Below are 20,479 nucleotides of genomic sequence, written 5' to 3'. Positions count from 1 at the left end.
CGGATCAGAAGAAGCCGCCGTCCAGGGGGAGCGTACGGCCGGTCATGTACGCGGCGTCGTCGCTGGCCAGGTAGGCGTAGCCCGCCGCGATCTCCTCGGGTCGGGCGAGGCGGCCGAGCGCGCCGTGCAACGAAAGCCACCGCCCGAGCGGCATGTCGCCGCGCAGCCGGGGGTGCTGGTACCTGGCGGCGTTCTCGGCGGCCATGTCCGTGTCGGTGCCGCCGGGCGCGATGGCGTTGATCGTGATGCCGCGCTGACCCAGCTCGGCGGAGAGGTTGAGGACCATCGACTCCACGGCGGCCTTGGACGCGGCGTACAGGGTGTGCGCGAAGACCGCGCGGGACGCGCTGACCGAGGAGGTGAGCACGATCCTGCCGCCCTCCCCCATCCGGGCGGCCGCGTGCTGGACCGCGAAGAGCTGGCCGCGGGTGTTCACGGCGAAGACGCGGTCGAAGTCGGCCGGGGTCAGGTCCGCCAGGGCGCCGAAGTGCTCGATGCCCGCGCAGGAGGCCAGCACGTCCAGTCGTCCGAACTCCGCGACCGCGCGCTCGATCAGGGCCTCGCTCTGGCCGGGATCGGTCACGTCCGCGCCGTGGGCCACGGCCTGGCCGCCGTCCGCCTCGATCGCGGAGACCAGCGCGTCGGCCGCCGCCCGGTTGTCGCGGTAGCCGACGACGACGGCCGCGCCCTCGGCCGCCAGGCGCCTGACGACCGCCGCCCCGATGCCCCGGCTGCCGCCGGTCACCACCGCGGCCCTGCCCACGAAACGCCCGGTGTCCCTTGCCATGGAGACCTTCCTTCCTGTCCTTCGCCGGCCCGTCGCCGCCACTGTCCAACGGCGTTTGCGCACAGGCGGGTTGAGTGCGGCTCGACAACGCGTGCGAATCAGGCCGTTCCGCGTCCGAGCCCTCGTCAGAGTTGCGAGCCCCGTGGGGTTATGTGATCAAATCTGCCGATGCGTACCCCCCACGCATCGACGCATCACACCACTCGCTCCGACGGACCTGACCCCGACGGGGTTCCGTCCGCGCGAAGTCCGTACGACGAACTGGCCGCGCTCGCGGACGATCCGGCGGAGGGCCGGGCGGGCGATCCGGCGGACGGCCCCGCGGACAGTCCGCTGGACGACTTCCTCCGTATGGAGGACACCCCGGAGTCGCGCGACGAGGAAGCCGACGACCCCTGGGCGCCACCCAACCACAGGCGCCGGGGCCGCCGCCGCAACCGGGCCACCGGACTGCCCACCCTGCTCAGGCTGCTCGCCCGGGTGCTCACCCTCGCCTGCCTCGTCACCCTCGCCGACCGCTGGGCGCTGCTCTACGCCGAGCGCCAGGCCGCCGACCGGCTCAAGGACCGACTGCACCTGACCGCCGCGCCCGAGGTGCGGATCGGCGGTTTCCCGTTCCTGACCCAACTGCTCGACCAGCGCTGGATTCGGTCCAGGTCACCGTCCCGGACGTGCCCGCCGACCGGGTCACCCTGACGCGGGTCACCGCCACCGCACGCGGCATACGCGTCGACGGCGACGGACCGACCGCCGTACGCGGGGCCCTCGTTCAGCGGATGCACGGGCAGGTGCTGCTGTCCTTCGCCGACATGAACCGTGAACTGGGCGCCTCCCAGGTGTCGTTCAGCGCCCACGGACCGGGCCGGATCCGGGCGCTCGGCTCCCTGCGCCTGGCCGGGCACGATGTGCGGGTGCGCGCCGACGCCCGCATCCAGCGCGACGGGGACCGCGGCATCAGTACCTCGGTGGACGGGATGCGGCTGGACATCGGCGACCTCGCGACCTACCGGCCCGGCACCGGCCGCACCGAGGGGCTGCACCTCACCCGTGCGGCGGCGCACCGCATCACCAAGGAGGCGGACCAGATCAAGGCGCTGCTGGGCGTCCCTGAGATCGCGCGCCGCATGGGCGTGCCGGACCGCGCGGTGAACGCCGCGCTGCACGACGAGGGCGAGCTCCACCGGCTCACCGGCGCGCCCCGCTTCCTGCACCGGCTGACCCGGGTGAACCTGGTGGACGTGGCGCTCGCCCACCCCGAGGTGCTCAAGCGGCTCGGCGTCGATCTCTCCCTGCTCACCTCCCTGACCAAGCTGACCCGTCCGCAGATCGCCGACCGGTTCGACTTCGCCTTCCGGGTCCCGGAGCCGCCCTCCGGCGTGCTGCGGGTCGAGCGGGTCGCCGTGGACAAGGACGGGATCCACGTCTACGTCAGCGGGACGGGGCTGCTCCTGGGCAAGTGAGCGGCCCGTGGGCAGGGTTCACGCGGGTTCCGCGGACGGGAGCGGCGCGGGGTAGGGCTCGCCGAAGTCGGCCGAGCGGCTCACCTTCTCCCAGGCGCTCGCCTCGGCGAGCTGACGGCGGGAGTGGTCCAGCGCCATGGTCACGGCGTCCACCCCGAGCAGGAGATGGCTCGGGATCTCGCCGCGCCGCACGGTCTCGACGATGATCCCGGCGGCGCGGCGCGGGTCCCCGGCCGCGCCGGCCGTGTTCTGCCGCATCAGCCGGTTCATCGCGCCCACGGTCGCGTCGTAGGCCTCGGGAATGTCGTGGACGGTCATGGAGGAGCCGGCCCAGTCGGTGGCGAAGCCGCTGGGCTCGACCACCATGACCCGCACCCCGAACGGCGCGGTCTCCGTCGCCAGCACCCGGCTGAAGCCGTCCACGGCGAACTTGGCCGCCTGGTACGACGCGATGCCCGGCGAGCCGCCGACCCTGCCGCCGATCGAGGAGAACTGGACCACGGTGCCCGCCCCCTGTCGGCGCAGGACCGGCAGCGCGGCCTTGGTGACGTGGTAGACACCCCAGAAGTTCGTCTCGAACTGGGCGCGGAAGTCGTCGTCCTCGGTCGTCTCGATGGGCGACACGTTCGCGTACCCCGCGTTGTTCACCAGCACGTCGATGCGCCCGAAGCGGGCGACGGCCGCCTCGACGGCCGAACCCGCCGCGTCCGCGTCGGTGACGTCCAGGGCGACGGGCAGGACACGGTCGCCGTACGCGGCCAGGTCCGCCGCGAGGGTCTCGGGGCGGCGGGCGGTGGCCACGACGCGGTCGCCGGCCTCCAGCGCGGCGGCCACCAGGGCACGACCGAAGCCGCGTGACGAACCGGTGATGAACCAGACCTTGGGATCCTGTGCACTCATGCGGTTAGTACAACACTGTTCTCTTATTAGCGCAACACCGTTGCCTTAACTCTTCCTATGATGTCCTGCATGAGTGAGCCTGCTTTTCAGCGTGCGCGCAGTGCCGAGGCCAAACAGGCGCGGGAAGCGGCGATCCTGGACGCCGCCCGGACACTCGGCGCGCTGCGGGGGGTACGGGACGTCACTCTCACGGACATCGCCGCGGAAGTGGGCATGCACAAGTCGGCGCTGCTGCGCTACTTCGAGACGCGGGAGCAGATCTTCCTCGCGCTGACCGCCGAGGGCTGGCGCGAGTGGTCCGCCGAGCTGCGCGGCGACCTGGGACGACGGGCCGAGGCGACGCCCACCGAGGTCGCGGCCGTGTTCGCGGGCACGCTGGGGGCGCGCCCCATGTTCTGCGACCTGCTCGCGCAGGCTCCGCTGAACCTGGAGCGGAACGTGTCGATCGAGTCGGTGCGCTCCTTCAAGCTCGTCACGCTGAAGGAGGTCGAGCTGATCTGCGGCGAACTGGGCCGGCTGCTCGGCCTCGACGAGTCGCAGGGCGTCGACACGATCGCCACGGCGACCGGTCTCGCCGGGGCACTGTGGCAGATGGCCACGCCGGGCCCGCGCCTGCGCGAGCTGTACGCGAGCGATCCCCGGCTCGGGCATGCGGTGGTGGAGGTGGAGCCGCGGCTGAACCGGGTGCTCACCGCGTATCTCACGGGGCTCGGCGTACGGTCGGCCGCGGCCGACTGAGCCGCGGGCCGCGGGCCGCGTAACCGTAGACGCCGACCGTCAGGCCGTCCTTCGCGGCGGTGCGCAGGACTTGCGCGCCGGGGCGGATACGGCTGGGGGCGGCCGTCGCGCCGGGGGCGGATTGGGGGCCGGGGCGGATTCGGGGCCGAACCGGAATCCCCGCCCGGGACCGGCTTTCGCACCGGGGATGGATCACACCGGAGACCGGCTTCCATGTCGGGGACCGAATGCCGTGCCCGGTCGACGGCCCGCACGCCAGGGGAGGGAACACACCCCGCAGCCCCCCGCCCCGGGAGACTCCACACCAGGGACCGAATTCCACACCCGAAAGCGAACCCCACGCCACAGGGCGACCGCGCAGCCGGAACCAACTCCGCACCCGGAGGCCGACCCACACCAAGGGCCCGAACCACACACCAAGAACCAGCCCCCCTCACCCAGGGAGACCCCAGGGGGCCGAATTCCTCGCCCCGCGGCGAACCCCACGCCAAGGGGCGGACCCGCGCCCCGGGGCCGGCTCCGGCGCCGGAGGCGATGTCGCCCCGGTGGGTGTCGTACCCGTGGGTCTTACGACCGCACGCCCGGCCGTTGCTCCCCCGTCCGCGCCTCTCCGCCGGGCGGCATCGGCAGCAGCCGGTCCAGGGCCGTGAGGACGTGTGCGCAGACGGCGTCCGGTTCGGCGCTCGCCAGGGGTTCCTGGCGCACGACGACCCGCATCAGGCCTATGCCGAGCAGCCAGGCCATGGCGAGCTGGGCGCGCAGGGTGCCGTCGTCGGCCTCGGAGAGGGCGGCGAGCGCGGCGGCGTACTCCTCGCCCAGCGCGCGGACCGTCTCCGGGGCGGCGTCCGCGCTGCCGATGGAGCGCAGATAGACGGCGAGCAGCCGGTCGGCGCCGGCGCCGCCCTCGGCGAGGACGCCACGCAGCGCGGTCTCGAACAGCCGCTCGGGCGGCGTGGTGCTCACCTGCTCCTTGCCGTCCTGGGCCATCACCTCGGCGAGCAGGGCTTTCTTGGAGCCGAAGTAGCGGAATATGAGCGCCTGGTTCACCCCGGCGCGGGCGGCGATGTCGCGGACCGTGGCCGCGTCGTATCCGCGTTCGGCGAAGACCGCGCCGGCCGCGCGGAGGATGCGCGCGCGGGTCTCCCGGGCGTCGCGCGGACGCTGCGGCGGCTCCCCGCCCGGGGCACCGCCGGCACTCCGGTCCTGGCCCTGCGTGTGCTCGCCGCCGTCCACCCGCTGCTCCTTCTGCCGCCCCGCGCCCGCGCGCGTCTGCCGAGGACCCGCAGAGTAACGGCCGATTAGCGTCGTTGCGCCGTCGGTGCGCAGCTCCTAGCGTTGTAAGCGTGTGCTTACACAAGGGAGACAGCTGTGACGGCAACGGACCACGCACCCCTCGCCTACCCCTTCAACTCCGGCTCGGACCTGGACCTGTCCGAGGCGTACGACCGCGCACGTGACACCCCCGGGCTGCTGCGCGTGCGGATGCCGTACGGGGAGCCGGCCTGGCTCGCCACCCGGTACGCGGACGCCCGGCTGGTCCTCGGCGACCAGCGCTTCAGCCGCGCGCTGAGCCTCGAACACGACGAGCCGCGGGCTTCCGAGGGCCGCCGGGACAGCGGGATCCTCAGCATGGACCCGCCCGACCACACCCGGCTGCGCTCCTTGGTCGCGAAGGCGTTCACCGTGCGCCAGGTGGAGAAACTCCGGCCGCAGGTACGGGAGTTGACGGCGTCCCTGCTGGACGCGATGGAGGCGGCGGGCCCGCCCGTCGATCTGGTCGACCGCTACGCCCTGCCCATTCCGGTGGCGGTGATCTGCCGGCTGCTCGGGGTGCCGGAGCGGGACCGGCCGCAGTTCCGCGTGTGGAGCGACGCGGCACTGTCCACCAGCTCGCTGACGGCGGCGGAGTTCGACCGCAACCGCGAGGAACTGCGCGCCTACATGGCCGAGTTGATCGCCGCGCACCGCGCGGCGCCACAGGACGATCTGATGACGGCGCTGATCGAGGCGCGCGACCACGGCGACCGGCTGTCGGAGCTGGAGCTGGTCGACCTGTGCGTCGGCATCCTCGTGGCCGGGCACGAGACCACCGCCACGCAGATCCCCAACTTCGTGCTCACGCTGCTCGATCACCCGGAGGCGCTGGCCCGGCTGCGCGCGGAGCCCGCGCTGATCACGCAGGCGATCGAGGAGCTGCTGCGGTTCGTGCCCCTGGGCAGCGGGGCGGGGCAGGCCCGTTACGCGACGGAGGACATCGAGGTCGGCGGCACGCTGGTGCGGGCCGGGGAGCCGGTGCTGGTCGCCATCGGCGCGGCCAACCGGGACGCGCTGCGCTTCACCGACGCCGGGACACTCGACATCTCCCGCGGCGGCAACGCGCACCTGGGCTTCGGCCACGGCGTGCACCACTGCCTCGGCGCTCCGCTCGCCCGGCTCGAACTCCAGGAGGCCATCGGGGCGTTGGTGGCCCGCTTCCCCGAGCTGCACGTCGCCGGTGACATCACCTGGAAGACCGAGATGCTGGTGCGCGGGCCCCGTGTCATGCCGGTGGGCTGGTGAGGCGGCGATGAGCTGGCAGCTGCGCGTGGACCCCGGCCGATGCATCGGTTCCGGCATGTGCGCCGGGGCCGCGCCGGATCTGTTCACCCTCGACGGCGACCGTTCGCATCCGGTGCGCGAGCACATTCCGGACGGCGACGAACGCGCCCTGGACGCGGCGGACATCTGCCCGATGCAGGCCATCACCGTCCGGGACGCCGACGGGAAGGAGATCGGGCCCCGGGACTGACCCCGCGGCTGTTACAGAACGAGGACAGACCGTCAGTGAACGCCCGCCCTCGTGGTGTCGTCGTTTCAAGTGACCGCGCCAATCGGCATGTTCCTCTCCTTTGGCGTGAACAGTTGAACTCACCACAGAAAAGGACAGATTCATGATGGTCACGAAGCGGCGTTCCCTGCGCCTCGCCGTCGTCGGCGTCCTCGGCGCGACCTCTCTCGCCCTCGCGGGCACGGCGATGGCGGCCACCCCGGCCGCCCACACCACCGCTCCCGCCGACGCCCGCACGGCCGCGGCCACCAAGCCCGCCATCACGGCCACGCCGTCCGTGTCCTCGGTGCGCGCCTGGACGCTGTTCCGGGTCACGGGCAAGACGACCGGCATCAAGGCGGGAAGCAAGGTGACCCTCCAGCAGAAGCAGCGCGGCAAGTGGGTCACCCTGCCCGCCTCCACGCCGGTCAACCGCAGCGGCTCCTACGCGCTGCGTGTCGAGCTGGGCCTGAAGGGCAGGAACGACCTGCGCATGGTCAGCGGCGGCACGGCGTCCCCGGTCTTCGAGGTCACGGTGCTCTGAGCGGCCGCTTTTCCACGGAACACCGGTGCCGGGACGGGTCGTCCGTCCCGGCACCGGGCATGTCCGGACGGTCTGCGGCCCGATCCGTTCCCCGCTCCGGAACTCCTTACGAAGATTTTCATAGGGTTCCTATATAGGCGGGTGATACTTAAAGAGTGTGGATCACTCTCACAGAGATCACCCTCACAGAGACCCGGACGTGCGGCAGACCGCACAGTCACTGGCGGAGACGGCATCTGCCGTGATCAGAGTCGTGACGGACCACAGGGGCCTCAGTTTCACCGCGGCCTCCACCTTGGCGCGACTCGAACGCGAGGGTCCGGTCCGGCTCACGCTCCTCGCCGCGGCGGAGGGCGTGGCCCAGCCCTCCATGACCCAGTTGGTGCAGCGGCTGGAACGCCAGGACCTGGTCATGCGCGTCGGTGACGCGGTGGACGGCCGGGTGACGCTGATCGCCATCAGTGACGTGGGACGGGAGGTGCTCGCCGCCCGCCGCCGGTCGCGGGACGCACGCCTGGCCGAGCTGATGGCCGCCCTGCCGGACGACGACCAGCGGGCCCTCGCCGACGCGATGCGCGTCGTCGCCCCGCTCGTGCAGCGCATGCTCACCGGCACCGCCAGGCCCGGCCGGCCCGCCCAGCCCGACAAGACCGCCCCTCTGCCCGAACGGCCTGACACCGGGAGCGACCGATGACGACCAGGGAGACCGATCACATACCCGGTGCCGCCGACACCGGGCAGCACCGCCGGCGCGCTTGGATCGGCGCGGACCACCCCGGCTACAAGTGGGTGGCGCTGACCAACACCACATTGGGCATGCTGCTCGCCACCATCAACAGCTCGATCGTGCTGATCTCGCTGCCCGGCATCTTCACCGGCATCCGCCTGGACCCGCTGGAGCCCGCCAACGTCAGCTATCTGCTGTGGATGCTGATGGGCTACATGCTCGTCACCGCGGTGCTGGTCGTGGCACTCGGCAGGCTCGGCGACATGATGGGCCGGGTCCGCATCTACAACGCGGGCTTCCTGATCTTCACGCTCACCTCGGTGGTCCTCTCGCTCGACCCCTTCCACGGCGGCGACGGCGCGCTGTGGCTGATCGGCTGGCGCATCGTGCAGGCCGTCGGCGGTTCGATGCTGATGGCCAACTCGGCGGCGATCCTCACCGACGCCTTCCCCGCGCGCCAGCGCGGCATGGCGCTGGGCGTCAACATGGTGGCCGGCATCGCCGGTTCGTTCCTCGGCCTGGTGCTCGGCGGTGTGCTCGTCACCTGGAACTGGCGCTCGATCTTCTGGGTCAACGTGCCCATCGGCCTGATCGGCACGGTGTGGGCGTACAAGTCGCTGCACGAGACCGGCATCCGCAGGCCGGGGCGGATGGACTGGTGGGGCAACATCACCTTCGCCATCGGCCTGACCGCGCTGCTCGCCGGGATCACCTACGGCATCCAGCCGTACGGCGGCCACACCATGGGCTGGACGAACCCCTGGGTGCTGGCGGGCCTGGTCGGCGGCGCCGTGATGCTCGCGGTCTTCTGCCTGGTGGAGACCAAGGTCCCCGAACCGATGTTCCCGCTGCGGCTGTTCCGCGACGCGGCCTTCGCCGGCGGCAACGCCGCCACGCTGCTCGGCGCCATCGCCCGGGGCGGGCTGCAGTTCATGCTGATCATCTGGCTGCAGGGCATCTGGCTGCCGCTGCACGGGTACGACTATGCCGACACACCCTTGTGGGCCGGCATCTACATGCTCCCGCTGACCATCGGCTTCCTGCTCGCCGGGCCGCTGTCGGGCGCTCTGTCGGACAATTTCGGGGCGCGGCTGTTCGCGGCGTGCGGCTTCCTGGTGATGGCGGTGTCGTTCGCCGGGCTGCTCGTGCTGCCGAGCGACTTCTCGTACTGGGCGTTCGCCGCGCTGATCTTCCTCAACGGGCTCGGCGGCGGTCTGTTCGCCGCTCCCAACACCGCGATCATCATGTCGAGCGTGCCCGCCGACGCCCGCGGCGCGGCCTCCGGCATGCGCGCCACCTTCCAGAACGCGGGCATGGTGCTGTCCATGGGCGTGTTCTTCTCGCTCATGGTCGCGGGTCTCGCCGGGACCCTGCCCGACACCCTCACCACGGGTCTGACGGCCCAGGGCGTGCCCGCGGGGGCCGCGCACACGGTGTCCGCGCTGCCGCCGGTCGGCGTCCTGTTCGCCGCGTTCCTCGGTTACAACCCGATCCAGCACCTGCTCGGCCCGGACATCCTGCACCATCTGTCGCCGGCCGCCGCCGCGCATCTCACCGGCCGCGAGTTCTTCCCCCACCTGATCTCGCAGCCCTTCCACGACGGCCTGGTCGTGGTCTTCTCCCTCGCCATCGCGATGTCGCTGGCGGCGGCGGGAGCGTCTCTGATCCGCGGGCGCGGGCCGGAGCCGGCGGCCGCCGCGGGATCGCCGGCTCCGGCACCGGCCGGGGCCGCGGCTCCTGCCGTCAAGGACGCCGATGTCCCTGCCGACGCGTCGCACGAGGCCGCCGCCGCGACCACCACCGCGCCGCCCGCCAAAGTGCTGCGCGGGCGGGTGTACGACAGCGCGGGGCGGCCCCTCGCACGGGCGACCCTCACCCTGGTCGACCGTTCCGGCCGACAGCGGGCGCTGGCCGGCACGGGCGAGGACGGCACGTACGAGCTGACGCCGACGCAGCCCCGCGCGTACACCCTGGTCGTCTCGGCCCCCGGGCACCACCCGCGGGCCGTCCGGCTCGACGCCGATGCCGGTCCCGTCGTCCCGGACGTCACCCTCGCGGGCCTGGGCGGCGTCCATGGCACGGTGCGCCACGAACACACCGGTCGGCCGGTCCCGGACGCCCGCGTCACCCTGCTCAGCGCCTCCGGCGAGGTGGTCGCCTCGGCCGCGACGGACACCGACGGCACCTACACCCTGCAAAACCTCGTCCCGGGCGCCTACACGGTCGTCACCTCCGGCTATGCCCCCGTCCTCGCCGACGTGGAACTGGGCGAGGGCAAGTCCTGCGAGGTGGACCTGCACGTGGGCCACCACGACGCCGACTGACGTCCGGCGACATCGAGGGGGCGCGGTTCAGGGAACCGCGCCCCCTTCGCGTACGGACGGCCGGCACCGGGTACCGCGGGTCGCCAGGTAGAGGGCCGAGGCCGCCATCAGGACCGTCATCACGGCGAGCACGACCCGGTAGTCCACCAGCGCGATCAAGGCGGCTCCGGAGGCGACGGCGGGTGGGGTGGGCGACGGCCCGCATGGCCTCGGGTCGGTGAGCACGTCGTCGACCCGACGACTCCCCGGCCGGCGCGCGCCGACGGGTCGATCGCGTGGCTTCCCTGGGGCGGCGCACGGCCAGGCGGTGGAGGCGGTGTCGCTCGTACGGGTGGAGCGGGGGGTGATGTCCGTGGCGCGGGCGGGGTTGCCTCGTTCGGCATCTGTGTGATGTTCGCCATGTGACGAGATGGAACGGGGAGGAGCGGGCAGCAGATCCCTCCCTTCCCCATGCCAACCCTCTGCGGCAGGTGATTCGATGACCACGGCGACGACCCGGGCGCTCCGGACGACGCCGCCCGCCCCGACCGGCACGACGAACGCACGTGTCCCGCCCGCCGCCAATCCCTCCCTGCCGTCCTTGACGGGGCTGCGGTGGATGGCGGCGCTGCTGGTGTTCGGACTGCATGTCAACAACTTCGGCTATTTCGGAGGCACCGGAGGCCACCTGGTCAGCTGGGGATTCGGCGCCGGCGCCACCGGAGTGTCGTTCTTCTTCGTCCTGTCGGGCTTCGTCCTGACCTGGTCGGCGCGGCCGGGCGACAGACCCCTCGCCTTCTGGCGGCGGCGCCTCGCCCGGATCTACCCGGTGCATCTGGTCACCCTCGCCGTGGCCCTGCTCATGGGCCTCACTCTGGCGCACCAGAGCGAGCCCGCGCCGCAGCAGGCCCTGGCCAACGCCCTGCTGCTGCACTCCTGGTGGCACCCCTGGTGGCAGACGCTCAACCCGGTCAGCTGGTCGCTCGCCTGCGAGGCGTTCTTCTACGCCGGCTTCCCGCTGCTGATCCTGCTGCTGCGCCGCCTCGGCCCCCGCTCGTCGGCCGCGCTGGGCGCTCTGTCGGCGGCCTCGGTGCTGGTGCTGGCCTGGTCGGACGCGCACCACTGGTGGACGTACACGCTCTACTCGTTCCCCGCGGCGCGGCTGCCCGAGTTCGTGCTCGGCGCGGTGACCGCGCGGCTGGTGCTGCTCGGCCGATGGCGCGGGCCGGGGCTGGAGGCCTCCCTCGCGCTGGCGATCATCGGTTACTTCCTCGTACCCCAGGTCACGCCCGGCTATTCCGCCACGGTGTGCACGCTCGCCGGGTTCGCCCTGCTCATCCCGGCGGCGGCCGTCGCCGATCTGAACGGGCTGCCGTCCCTGTGGCGGCACCGCCGCCTGGTGCGGCTCGGGGAGCTGTCGTTCGCCTTCTACATGATCCATCTGCTGGTGCTGCGCGCCGCCACCAACCTCCTGGGCACCAAACCCCACTTCGGCGTCCTCGCGGGCCTTGCCGTCACCGCCACCGCGTTCGCGATCTCGCTCGGGCTGTCCTGGGTGCTCTACGAGGCGGTCGAGTGCCCGGCCAGACGGCTGCTGCTGCGGCGCCGGCGGGGGGCCGCCCAGGAGTCGCGGCGCCAGCCGCAGCCGGACCCTCTCCCGAGCCACCGCGAGGTCCCGACGGGTACGTCGGAGCGACGGGCCGAGAAGGAATAGGGCCGTCGGAAAAAGGGTCCTGCGGTCGGACCGCAGGACCCCTCCAGGGGTCCCGCGGGGCCGCAGGGGGCGCGGGGCGGGGCACCGGCGAGGGACTTCCCGGACAGGCCGTTCGCGGGAGGACGACCGGTGGACCGGGAGTGCGGCCACCTGGTGGGACGATGCCCACGCGGTCCGGGACGGACCCGTTCTCCCCCGTCGCGATCGGCGGGGCCGGCAAGCGGGCGCGGGAGGCCGGTCTCGGTGTCCGTCTCCGGATGCGGAGCCCTTCCTGTGGGCGGCCCTCTTCCGTCGGTCGGCCGAAAACACCCCGGGCGGCCACCCGGACGGGTGACATCCGCAACAGTCGGGAGACTCTCGCGCCATCCGGGGTAGACGGCCCACCGGTGACCGCGCCCCGACGGCGGTGCCGGACGGCCGTCACCGGCCGGGCAACCGTCACCGGCCGGGCGACCGTTCAACTCCCTTCGGAACGAGGGGAGTTGGCAGGTCAGATGCCCTCTTGGGTTTGGGCCGGCCGGACGGTGGGGGCTAGGGTGCCGGGCGGTGAAGATCGACTGCCGGACGATGGCGGCCGGATGTGCGAGAGGAGCGTGTGAACAGTGCCCATGGAGCAGGACGCGGCCGCGTCGGCACCGCAGTTGGTGGGGTCCTTCCTGGAGCGGCGCCGCGAGCAGATCGCCCAGCGATGGGCGGACGCCCCCCTGTTCAGGTCGGTGTTCACGGTCTCCCGGGACGAGGCGGTCGAGGCCAGCAAGGCGGTCGTGGACGCCCTGTCCGACGTGGCCGTGAGCGGGCGCCTGGAGGACACCGGCGCGCCCGGGTACGAGCCGGTGCGCGATCAGTTGGGGCGGATGACCCAGAACCGGGCCCGCACCGGTGCCACGCCGTCCGGGATCGCCGACGAGGTGGCCGCCCTGCGCACCCCCGCCGTCGACCTGCTGCGCGAGGAGTTCGCCGACCCCACCGCCCCGCAGGCCCAGGAGAGCGTGCTGGCGCTGACCCTGCTGCTCGGCACCCTGCGCCTGGTCGTGATGGAGACCGCCCTGGACGCGGGCACGGAGCTGATCGAGCGGCAGCGTCTGCAACTGCTCGAAGTGGCCACCCCCGTCATCAAGTTGTGGGAGGGCACCGTCGCCGTACCGCTGATCGGGACCCTGGACAGCGCCCGCAGCCAGGTCGTGATGGAGTCGCTCCTCGAAGCCATCGTCGACCAGCGCGCGCGGTACGCCATCCTGGACATCACCGGCGTTCCCACGGTGGACTCGCTGGTGGCGCAGCACCTGATGAAGACGGTGGCCGCGGCGCGGCTGATGGGGGCCGAGTGCATCGTCTCCGGTATCCGTCCGGCGATCGCGCAGACCATCGTGCAGCTCGGCATCGACCTGGGCTCGGTGCTCACCCGGGCCTCGCTCTCCGACGCGCTGGCCTACGCGCTGAGCCGGCAGGGCATCGAGGTCTCCCGTGCGCAGACGGGTACGAGCGCCCGGTGAACGAGCCCATCCCGCATCCGGCCCCCGTACCGGTGCTCGCTCTGGGGGACGTCCTGCTCGTCTCGCTCCAGGGCGAACTGCACGACGGCCTCGCCGAGCAGTTGCAGCAGGACCTCAGCCACCGCATCGCCACGACCCGGGCGACGGGGGTGGTCATCGACATCTCCGGAGTGGACATCGTCGACTCCTTCCTCGGGCGGGTGCTCGCGGAGATCGCGTCCACCGCCCGGCTGCTCGCCGCCCGTACGGTCCTCGCGGGCATGCGGCCCGCCGTCGCGATCACCCTGGTGGAACTGGGGCTGGCGCTGCCCGGTCTGACCACCGCGCTGGACGTCGACCGGGCCATGGAAGCGCTGTCCCAGAGGGGGAGATGATGCGGCCGTCCGGCCAGACGTCCGCGACCAGCGTGCCCATCGGTTCGGACGCGGATCTGGCCTGGGTACGGCAGCAGGTGCGGCAGTGCGCGGCGGCCCTCGGATTCGGTCTGGTGCAGCAGACGAAGCTGGTCACGGCGGCGAGCGAACTGGCCCGCAACACCCTGGTGCACGGCGGTGGCGGGCACGCGGAGATCACTCCGCTGGACAACGGCCGGGCCCGCGGCCTCAGGATGAGGTTCGTCGACAGCGGCCCCGGCATCCGCGACCTGGAGCTGGCCATGACCGACGGCTACACCACCGGGGGCGGCCTCGGGCTGGGGCTCAGCGGTGCCAAGCGGCTGGTGCAGGAGTTCAGCGTGGACACCGAACCGGGCCGGGGCACGACCGTCACGGCCGTGGCCTGGGTGACCCAGGTGCCTTTGGCACGACCGGGGGTGGGATGAGCCGGGTGTGGGAGGTCCCGGTGCATGACTCCACGCGGGTCCGGGACGCCCGTACGGCGGTCCGGGAGGCGTGCGGGCAGGCGGGACTGGGGCCCGACCGTACGGCGGCCGGGTAACTGGTGGCCACCGAGCTGGCCACCAACCTGCTGCGGCACGCGGGCGGGGGCACCCTGGTGGTCAACCTCGTGTCCTCGCCCTCGGGCACGGGAACCTCGGTCCGGCTGTTCGCGCTGGACCACGGACCGGGCATCGCCGACGTCGCGGCGGCCCTGCGCGACGGCTGCACCACCGCCGGGCCCTCCCTCGGCGCGGGACTCGGCAGCTGTCTGCGCAACGCCGACGCCTTCCGGCTGTACGGCGCCCCGGGGCGCGGCACGGTGGCGACGGCGCGGATCGATCCGGAGCGCGAGCGGGGCGGCCGGACGGCCGAAGGTCCCTCGGCCGGCGGCATCGTCGTGTCCCTCGCCGGGGCCGAGACCTCCGGGGACGCCTGGGACTGCGTGCGCCAGGACGGGCGGGCGACCCTGCTGCTCGCCGACGGGTTGGGGCACGGGCCCAAGGCGGGGCACGCGTCCACCGCGGCGGTGACGGAGCTGCGGCGGACCGCGCATCTGCCGCCGCCGGAGATCCTGCGGCGGCTGCACGGCGCGCTGCGCCCCACCCGGGGGGCCGCGGTCGCCGTGGCCCAGGTGGACACGGCCGAGGGGGAACTCGCGTTCGCCGGGGTCGGCAACATCGGCGCCCGGCTGCGTACCCCGGACGGGTGGACGTCCCTGGTGTCGCATCCGGGGATCGTCGGGGCGTACTTCCCGGCGCACGTCCCCTTGCGCCGCGTGCCGTGGCACCGGGACAGTCTGCTCGTGGTGCACAGTGACGGGCTGCCCAGCCGCTGGACCCCGCCCGAGGACCCCCGGCTGCTCGCCCATGATCCGTCGGTGCTGGCCGCGACCGTCCTGCGGGACGCGGGCAGCCCCGCCCGTCCCCCGCGCGACGACACCAGCGTCGCCGTACTCGCCCCGGACCAGTGCCCATGACGACGACCTCCGCCATCTGGACCCTCACCGGCCCCGTCGACGCGGCCCGCGCCCGTGCCCTGCTGGCGCGGCTCACCGCGGACGCGGGGGTACCGGCGCGGGACCGTGCCCGTTTCCTGACCGCGCTGACCGCCCGGCTGCGGCCCTGCCGGGACGGGCGGCGGCAGCGGCTGACCCTGACCGCCGACGGGACGCTCCGCCTCGCCCTGGACGGTCCCGAGCCCTGGCGGCACACCCTGGCCTGCCCCTCGCCCTTGCCCCGGCCCCTGCCCCGGCCGGGCGAGGTGACCGAGGCCGACCTCGCGCGGGCGCTGCTCGACGCGGGCGAGGACACCGCCGTCGTCCTGGCGGGGCTGGACGAGGCGGAGGAGCTGGTCCGGTTCCACCGGGAGGAGCTGCACCAGACCAACCAGGGCGTGCTCGCGCTGCACGCCGAGCTGGAGGCGGCCGCGCTGGCGCAGCGGGAACTGCTCGACGCCGAGCGGGCGGCGCGCGCGGAGGCGGAGGACGCCCGCCGGCTGCTGACCTTCCTCGCCGACGCCAGCGCCGCGCTCAACGCCTCCCTCGACCACGAGGACATCCTGCGCCGGCTGCCCAAGCTGCTGGTGCCGGAGTACGCCCGGCACGTGGACGTCTGGCTGGTCGACGACGAGCGGACCCCGCCGGCCGAACGGGCGGCGGCCGCGGTGACGGCGGCCCGCACCGGGCGCCCCCAGCACGCGGGGCCGTACCCCGGCGGGCTGCCGGGCGTGGACGACCTGCCGGCCTCCGCGCTCTCCCCCGAGCGGCCGCTGCTGTGCCTGCCGCTGGGCGCGCGCACCGTGCAGGGCGTGCTGACCCTGTCGGCGCCCGGCGAGCGGTTCGCCCCGGACACCGCCGTGATGCTGCTGGAGCTGGCCCGCCGGGCCGGCATCGCGCTCGACAACGCCCGCCAGTACGAGCAGCACCGGGACGTCGCCGAGGCCCTGCAGCGCGCGCAGCTCACCGAGTTGCCCGACACGCCGGGCCTCGCGCTCGCGGCGCGCTATCTGCCGGCCACGCACGGGCTGAACATCGGGGGCGACTGGTACGACGCGTTCCCCGGGCCCGACGGCAGTGTGCTGGCGGTGATCGGGGACGTCACCGGACACGGGCTGCGCGCCGCGGTGATCATGGGCCAGTTGCGCACCGCGCTGCGCGCCTACGCCGTGGAGGGCAACGGACCCGCGCGCATCCTCACGCTGCTGCACCGGATGCTGCGCCATCAGCAGCCGGAGCTGTACGCGACCTGTGCCATCGCCCGGTTCACGCCCGGCGAGCCCGGTGTGGTGTGGGCGGCGGCCGGGCATCCGCCCGCGCTGGTGCGCGGCCCCGGCGGCGAGGTGCGGGTGCTGGACGCCAAGCCGGGGATCATGCTCGGGGTGCCGGTGCCGTACGAATACGAGGAGCACCACGAGGAGTTGCCGCCGGGCGCCACGCTCGCGCTCTACACGGACGGCCTGGTGGAGCGGCGTTCCGCGGGGATCGACGCGGGCATCGGGCGGCTGGCGCGGGCCGTGGGCGCGCTCGGCGCGGCGGAGCTCCAGGAGCTGGACTCGGCGGCCGACGCCGTGTTGAAGCCGATGCTGCGCGACTCCGAACACGACGACGACATCTGCCTGTTGCTGTGCCGCACCGCGGCGTCCTGACCGGCCCGTGCGCCGGCCCCCGGGGCGGGGAGCCGGCGCACGGGCGTGCCGTCACTCGTTGACGCAGATGTTGCCGACCGTCGGGTTCAGCAGCGAAGCGTAGTCGACGGTGTCGCCACAGATGTTGACCGGGGCGTCGATCGGGATCTGGACGACGTTGCCGGACAGGAAACCCGGGCTGCCGACGGCGACACCGGTCGTCGGGTCGTGGTCGGCGGCGAAGGCGCCGGCGGCGCCGCCCAGCGCGAAGACGCCTGCGAGAACGGCGGTTGTGGCGATGCTGCGGATGCGCATGGCTCTGCCTCACTGGTGGAAACTAGGGACAGCACCATCACACCCGGCGCCCGGCGGGTCCGCCTCCCCGGATACGCCGACGGGGTGGCTGCCTTCGGAGGGAACCATCCCGCGGCGCGGCCGGGCCGCTCAGGCGGTGGCCGGGAAACGCTCCCAGACACGGTGGGCGCCCAGCAGCCGGACGAGCTCCTGGAGGACCGTCGTCGCGCCGTCCCCCACGATCACCCCGGGGGCGTCGAGCGGGATGCCGGCCGCCTCCAGAACGTCCTGACCGCCCTTGGCGGCGCCGATGGCCTTGCCGTGCCGGAAGGCCTCCACGAGCAGCAGCCCCACCCGGGGGTCCGGCGTGGACGGGGCGGACGGCAGGCCGGCCTTGGCGTCGCGGGCGCCGTACGCGTCGGCGCCGACGCCAGGGGTGCCGGCCACCAGCAGGGCGTCGTACTCCACCGAGCGCGCGGTGGCGTAGGTCCGCTGCACGGTCAGGGCGTCGCCGCCCGAGCCGAGCTTGCCGCCCTTGGGGGCGATGACCAGCGGGACCATGCCGCCGTCCAGCACCTCCCGGCGGACGGCGGCCACGCCGTCGAGGTCGCCGTCCTCGCCGGTGATGATGCCGATGACCCGGCCGTCGGTGGGCCAGGTGCGGCCGACCTGGGACAGGGCGGGGCTGGGCGCGACGTCGGCGAGCGGTTCGGTGGGCTCGGGGGCGGGCAGGCCGAGGCCGGCGGCGACGCCCTGGCACAGCTCCGGGTCGATGTTGGCGAGCACCTGCAACGCCCGCTCGCGGATGGCCTGTTCGTAGCACTTGGCGAGTTCGAAGGTGTAGGCGCCGATGATGTGCTCGCGCTCCACCGGGCTCATGCTGAGCCAGAACCGGCGCGGCTGGCTGAAGTGGTCGGCGAACGACTCCGGCGCCTCGCGGACCTTGGTCGCCTCCGGGACCCGTACGGGCGCCTCGACGTAGGCGCCCATGTCGGCGCCCGCGGTGAACGGGCAGCCGCCGTCGAGGGAGTTGGGCCGGTAGGGGGCCACGCCCCGGTGCACGGCGGTCTGGTGGAAGCTGTCGCGCAGCATGTCGTTGACGGGGGCGTGCGGCCGGTTGATCGGGATCTGCGCGAAGTTGGGGCCGCCGAGGCGGGTGACCTGGGTGTCCAGGTAGGAGAAGAGCCGGCCGGCCAGCAGCGGGTCGTCGGTGATGTCGATGCCGGGGACGAGATGGCCGGGGTGGAAGGCGATCTGCTCGGTCTCGGCGAAGAAGTTCGACGGGTTGCGGTCCAGCGTGAGCAGCCCGATGGGCTGCACGGGGGCCAGTTCCTCGGGGACGATGTTCGTCGGGTCGAGCAGGTCGATGCCCTCGAAGGTCTGGTCGGGGGTGTCGGGGAAGGTCTGGATGCCGAACTCCCACTCGGGGTAGGCGCCCGCCTCGATCGCGTCGGCGAGGTCCCGGCGGTGGAAGTCGGGGTCGACGCCGTTGATGATCTGCGCCTCCTCCCACACCAGGGAGTGCACGCCCAGCCTCGGCTTCCAGTGGAACTTCACGAGGGTGGTGCCGCCGTCGGCGTCCACCAGGCGGAAGGTGTGGATCCCGAAGCCCTCCATGGTGCGGAAGGAGCGCGGGATGCCCCGGTCGGACATGTTCCACAGGGTGTGGTGGGCGGCCTCGGTGTGCAGGGTGACGAAGTCCCAGAAGGTGTCGTGCGCACTCTGCGCCTGCGGGATCTCCCGGTCCGGGTGCGGCTTGCCGGCGTGGATGACGTCCGGGAACTTGATCGCGTCCTGGATGAAGAAGACCGGCATGTTGTTCCCGACCAGGTCGAAGACGCCCTCGCTGGTGTAGAACTTCGTGGCGAAGCCGCGGGTGTCGCGCACGGTGTCGGCGGAGCCGCGGGAGCCGAGGACCGTGGAGAAGCGCACGAACACCGGGGTCTCGACGTCCTCGGCGAGGAAGGCCGCCTTGGTGACGTTCGCCGCCGTGCCGTAGCTGCGGAAGAGGCCGTGGGCGCCGGCGCCGCGGGCGTGCACCACGCGCTCGGGGATGCGCTCGTGGTCGAAGTGCATCACCTTCTCGCGCAGGTGGTGGTCCTGGAGGAGGACCGGGCCCCGGGGTCCGGCTTTGAGGGAGTGGTCCGTGTCGGGGAGGCGGGTGCCCTGCGCGTTGGTGAGGTAGCTGCCGCTCTGGGCCATCCGGGCCTGGTCGGCGCCGGTGGGCTGGCCGGTCGGCGAGACGGTGTCCGGGCCGGTCTGGTCGGGCTTGGGGGGCAGCGGCTCCCGGGCCTGGGTCGGCTCGGCGACGGACGGCGACTCGGGTCCCGGCTTGCCGGGGATGCCTTCCTCCGGCCCGTCACCCGCACCCTTCAGGGCGTCCGCCGCTCGCTTCAGGGGGTTCTTCTCGCTCATCAGTACCATTCCTTCGCTGATCACGGGCGGGCCCGGCAACGGCGAGGCGCGATGACCCGCCGGACGGACGATTCAGGCCAGACATGAGCAAAAGGGCGGCCGACCCTTGTTCCGAGGTCCCCGGGCCGGGGCGTCCGAAACCGGGGAATCGGCTGATTTCCCGGCCGGGGTGAAGTCGGGCCGTCTCCCATAGAGTTGCCGGGACAGCTGGCCCGCCGGACGCGCTGGTCCGGGCCCGGAGACCGCTCGGGCAGGGTCAAGTCCCCTTTGCCGAGGGCACCTTCGTCAGGGGCCGGCTTCTTGACCCGAGTCAGGGCAGCACCCGGCCGCCCGCATACGACACCCTAGGGGCAGCACCGCGTCCGCGCAGTTCGGGACGGCCGGTCACGCGCGACCCGCGCGAGGCCGAGTCGTACGGGGCGGGCGTGGGCGGGCGGCGCGGGCCGGGACCGCGACGTGGGGGGCCGGGACCGCGACGACCGGCACTCCGGGGGGCTGATCATCTCGGCGGCGGCGCGTCCGGCGCGGTGCGGGGCCGCGTCCGTCGGTTCGCGGCCCCGCTCGACCATCTGGCGTAGCCGGACGGAGCGCCGTACACACCGAGCTCTGCTCGATGGCGCCGAGGGGCAGCGGGGCGCCCTCGGCGTGAGAGACGTCCAGGCCGAGGATGTCGGCGATCCGGGGGGCGGTGCCGCGAGTGGTCCATTGCGTCCTCCTGAGCCGGTCGGCGCCGTGCCGGACGGGTTGCACCGGGCCCGCCGCGCAAACCCGTGAAGGCGCTCCGGCCAGGGGCGATCC

Annotated in this window: 19 protein-coding genes and 1 pseudogene; 14 read left to right on the top strand and 6 right to left on the bottom strand. The window is 73.2% G+C overall.

Features of this window, described 5'->3' with window-relative positions:
• Nucleotides 1-4: 4 nt before the first annotated feature.
• Complete coding sequence (locus ACWDD7_RS29945; RefSeq protein WP_392213314.1) at nt 5-787, bottom strand: SDR family NAD(P)-dependent oxidoreductase; 783 nt, start codon at nt 785-787, stop codon at nt 5-7.
• Nucleotides 788-955: 168 nt separating this feature from the next.
• Between ACWDD7_RS29945 and ACWDD7_RS29940 the strand changes: the two genes are divergently transcribed.
• Together ACWDD7_RS29940 and ACWDD7_RS29935 are read left to right on the top strand one after the other, a co-directional pair.
• Nucleotides 956-1,483, top strand: coding sequence for an LmeA family phospholipid-binding protein (locus ACWDD7_RS29940; RefSeq protein ID WP_450459704.1), 528 nt, complete (start codon nt 956-958; stop codon nt 1,481-1,483).
• A complete protein-coding gene (locus tag ACWDD7_RS29935; RefSeq protein ID WP_450459703.1) occupies nt 1,459-2,247 on the top strand; it encodes an LmeA family phospholipid-binding protein in 789 nt (262 codons plus the stop codon). Before ACWDD7_RS29940 ends, ACWDD7_RS29935 begins: the two co-directional genes overlap by 25 nt.
• Before the next feature lie 18 nt (nt 2,248-2,265).
• Here ACWDD7_RS29935 and ACWDD7_RS29930 read toward each other — a convergent pair whose 3' ends face one another.
• Complete coding sequence (locus tag ACWDD7_RS29930; RefSeq protein ID WP_450459702.1) at nt 2,266-3,147, bottom strand: SDR family NAD(P)-dependent oxidoreductase; 882 nt, start codon at nt 3,145-3,147, stop codon at nt 2,266-2,268.
• 69 nt (nt 3,148-3,216) lie between these two features.
• On the opposite strand from ACWDD7_RS29930, the gene ACWDD7_RS29925 reads away from it, so the two are divergent.
• On the top strand, nt 3,217-3,885 hold the full coding sequence (locus ACWDD7_RS29925; RefSeq protein WP_450459701.1) for a TetR family transcriptional regulator: 669 nt from the start codon (nt 3,217-3,219) through the stop codon (nt 3,883-3,885).
• Nucleotides 3,886-4,452: 567 nt separating this feature from the next.
• On the opposite strand, the gene ACWDD7_RS29920 is transcribed toward ACWDD7_RS29925, so the two are convergent.
• Entirely contained in the window at nt 4,453-5,118 is a 666-nt protein-coding gene (locus tag ACWDD7_RS29920) for a TetR/AcrR family transcriptional regulator (RefSeq protein WP_450459700.1), read from the bottom strand.
• A 135-nt stretch (nt 5,119-5,253) separates the two neighbouring features.
• On the opposite strand from ACWDD7_RS29920, the gene ACWDD7_RS29915 reads away from it, so the two are divergent.
• From ACWDD7_RS29915 to ACWDD7_RS29895, 5 genes are all read left to right on the top strand, one after another.
• Entirely contained in the window at nt 5,254-6,444 is a 1,191-nt protein-coding gene (locus tag ACWDD7_RS29915; RefSeq protein ID WP_450459699.1) for a cytochrome P450, read from the top strand.
• A 7-nt stretch (nt 6,445-6,451) separates the two neighbouring features.
• Nucleotides 6,452-6,673: a ferredoxin gene (locus ACWDD7_RS29910; protein WP_351880804.1), complete on the top strand. Its 222-nt coding sequence runs from the start codon at nt 6,452-6,454 to the stop codon at nt 6,671-6,673.
• 142 nt (nt 6,674-6,815) lie between these two features.
• Entirely contained in the window at nt 6,816-7,235 is a 420-nt protein-coding gene (locus ACWDD7_RS29905; protein WP_450459698.1) for a hypothetical protein, read from the top strand.
• A 253-nt stretch (nt 7,236-7,488) separates the two neighbouring features.
• Nucleotides 7,489-7,929 carry a MarR family winged helix-turn-helix transcriptional regulator gene (locus tag ACWDD7_RS29900; protein ID WP_450459697.1) on the top strand — a complete coding sequence of 147 codons (441 nt, stop codon included), beginning with the start codon at nt 7,489-7,491 and terminating at the stop codon, nt 7,927-7,929.
• Nucleotides 7,926-10,286, top strand: coding sequence for an MFS transporter (locus ACWDD7_RS29895; RefSeq protein WP_450459696.1), 2,361 nt, complete (start codon nt 7,926-7,928; stop codon nt 10,284-10,286). Before ACWDD7_RS29900 ends, ACWDD7_RS29895 begins: the two co-directional genes overlap by 4 nt.
• A 27-nt stretch (nt 10,287-10,313) precedes the next feature.
• Here ACWDD7_RS29895 and ACWDD7_RS29890 read toward each other — a convergent pair whose 3' ends face one another.
• A complete protein-coding gene (locus ACWDD7_RS29890; RefSeq protein WP_450459695.1) occupies nt 10,314-10,445 on the bottom strand; it encodes a hypothetical protein in 132 nt (43 codons plus the stop codon).
• A gap of 319 nt (nt 10,446-10,764) precedes the next feature.
• Between ACWDD7_RS29890 and ACWDD7_RS29885 the strand changes: the two genes are divergently transcribed.
• The 6 genes and pseudogenes from ACWDD7_RS29885 (at nt 10,765) to ACWDD7_RS29860 (ending at nt 16,993) form a co-directional block, all read left to right on the top strand.
• The gene (locus tag ACWDD7_RS29885) at nt 10,765-11,979 is read left to right on the top strand and encodes an acyltransferase family protein (RefSeq protein ID WP_450459694.1); all 1,215 of its coding nucleotides are present in this window, start codon (nt 10,765-10,767) and stop codon (nt 11,977-11,979) included.
• 608 nt (nt 11,980-12,587) lie between these two features.
• A complete protein-coding gene (locus ACWDD7_RS29880) occupies nt 12,588-13,472 on the top strand; it encodes an STAS domain-containing protein (protein ID WP_351880179.1) in 885 nt (294 codons plus the stop codon).
• Nucleotides 13,469-13,846 (top strand): STAS domain-containing protein, encoded by a 378-nt coding sequence (locus tag ACWDD7_RS29875; protein WP_351880161.1) that lies wholly within the window; start codon nt 13,469-13,471, stop codon nt 13,844-13,846. The genes ACWDD7_RS29880 and ACWDD7_RS29875 overlap by 4 nt, the downstream gene beginning before the upstream one ends.
• Nucleotides 13,846-14,292 (top strand): ATP-binding protein, encoded by a 447-nt coding sequence (locus ACWDD7_RS29870; protein ID WP_351880176.1) that lies wholly within the window; start codon nt 13,846-13,848, stop codon nt 14,290-14,292. Before ACWDD7_RS29875 ends, ACWDD7_RS29870 begins: the two co-directional genes overlap by 1 nt.
• Nucleotides 14,289-15,326: pseudogene (locus ACWDD7_RS29865) on the top strand (SpoIIE family protein phosphatase). The gene ACWDD7_RS29870 and the pseudogene ACWDD7_RS29865 overlap by 4 nt, the downstream one beginning before the upstream one ends.
• Complete coding sequence (locus ACWDD7_RS29860; RefSeq protein ID WP_450459693.1) at nt 15,323-16,993, top strand: PP2C family protein-serine/threonine phosphatase; 1,671 nt, start codon at nt 15,323-15,325, stop codon at nt 16,991-16,993. Before ACWDD7_RS29865 ends, ACWDD7_RS29860 begins: the two are co-directional and overlap by 4 nt.
• Before the next feature lie 51 nt (nt 16,994-17,044).
• On the opposite strand, the gene ACWDD7_RS29855 is transcribed toward ACWDD7_RS29860, so the two are convergent.
• Nucleotides 17,045-17,287 (bottom strand): chaplin, encoded by a 243-nt coding sequence (locus tag ACWDD7_RS29855; RefSeq protein ID WP_450459692.1) that lies wholly within the window; start codon nt 17,285-17,287, stop codon nt 17,045-17,047.
• A gap of 129 nt (nt 17,288-17,416) precedes the next feature.
• A complete protein-coding gene (locus ACWDD7_RS29850) occupies nt 17,417-19,681 on the bottom strand; it encodes a catalase (RefSeq protein WP_450459691.1) in 2,265 nt (754 codons plus the stop codon).
• Between the last annotated feature and the right edge of the window lie 798 nt (nt 19,682-20,479).

It is taken from the genome of Streptomyces sp. NPDC001056 (genome assembly GCF_053598955.1).
The sequence above is the reverse complement of the archived record's forward strand: the minus strand, read 5'-3'. Positions and strand labels throughout refer to the sequence as shown.

Bases quoted from the DNA above. Each gene is read 5' to 3' on its own strand.
- ACWDD7_RS29910 (WP_351880804.1), top strand. From the start codon at position 6,452: ATGAGCTGGCAGCTGCGCGTGGACCCCGGCCGATGCATCGGTTCCGGC.
- ACWDD7_RS29925 (WP_450459701.1), top strand. From the start codon at position 3,217: ATGAGTGAGCCTGCTTTTCAGCGTGCGCGCAGTGCCGAGGCCAAACAG.
- ACWDD7_RS29945 (WP_392213314.1), bottom strand. From the start codon at position 787: ATGGCAAGGGACACCGGGCGTTTCGTGGGCAGGGCCGCGGTGGTGACC.
- ACWDD7_RS29885 (WP_450459694.1), top strand. From the start codon at position 10,765: ATGACCACGGCGACGACCCGGGCGCTCCGGACGACGCCGCCCGCCCCG.
- ACWDD7_RS29870 (WP_351880176.1), top strand. From the start codon at position 13,846: ATGCGGCCGTCCGGCCAGACGTCCGCGACCAGCGTGCCCATCGGTTCG.
- ACWDD7_RS29880 (WP_351880179.1), top strand. From the start codon at position 12,588: ATGGAGCAGGACGCGGCCGCGTCGGCACCGCAGTTGGTGGGGTCCTTC.
- ACWDD7_RS29860 (WP_450459693.1), top strand. From the start codon at position 15,323: ATGACGACGACCTCCGCCATCTGGACCCTCACCGGCCCCGTCGACGCG.
- ACWDD7_RS29905 (WP_450459698.1), top strand. From the start codon at position 6,816: ATGATGGTCACGAAGCGGCGTTCCCTGCGCCTCGCCGTCGTCGGCGTC.
- ACWDD7_RS29850 (WP_450459691.1), bottom strand. From the start codon at position 19,681: ATGAGCGAGAAGAACCCCCTGAAGCGAGCGGCGGACGCCCTGAAGGGT.
- ACWDD7_RS29895 (WP_450459696.1), top strand. From the start codon at position 7,926: ATGACGACCAGGGAGACCGATCACATACCCGGTGCCGCCGACACCGGG.
- ACWDD7_RS29855 (WP_450459692.1), bottom strand. From the start codon at position 17,287: ATGCGCATCCGCAGCATCGCCACAACCGCCGTTCTCGCAGGCGTCTTC.
- ACWDD7_RS29930 (WP_450459702.1), bottom strand. From the start codon at position 3,147: ATGAGTGCACAGGATCCCAAGGTCTGGTTCATCACCGGTTCGTCACGC.
- ACWDD7_RS29940 (WP_450459704.1), top strand. From the start codon at position 956: ATGCGTACCCCCCACGCATCGACGCATCACACCACTCGCTCCGACGGA.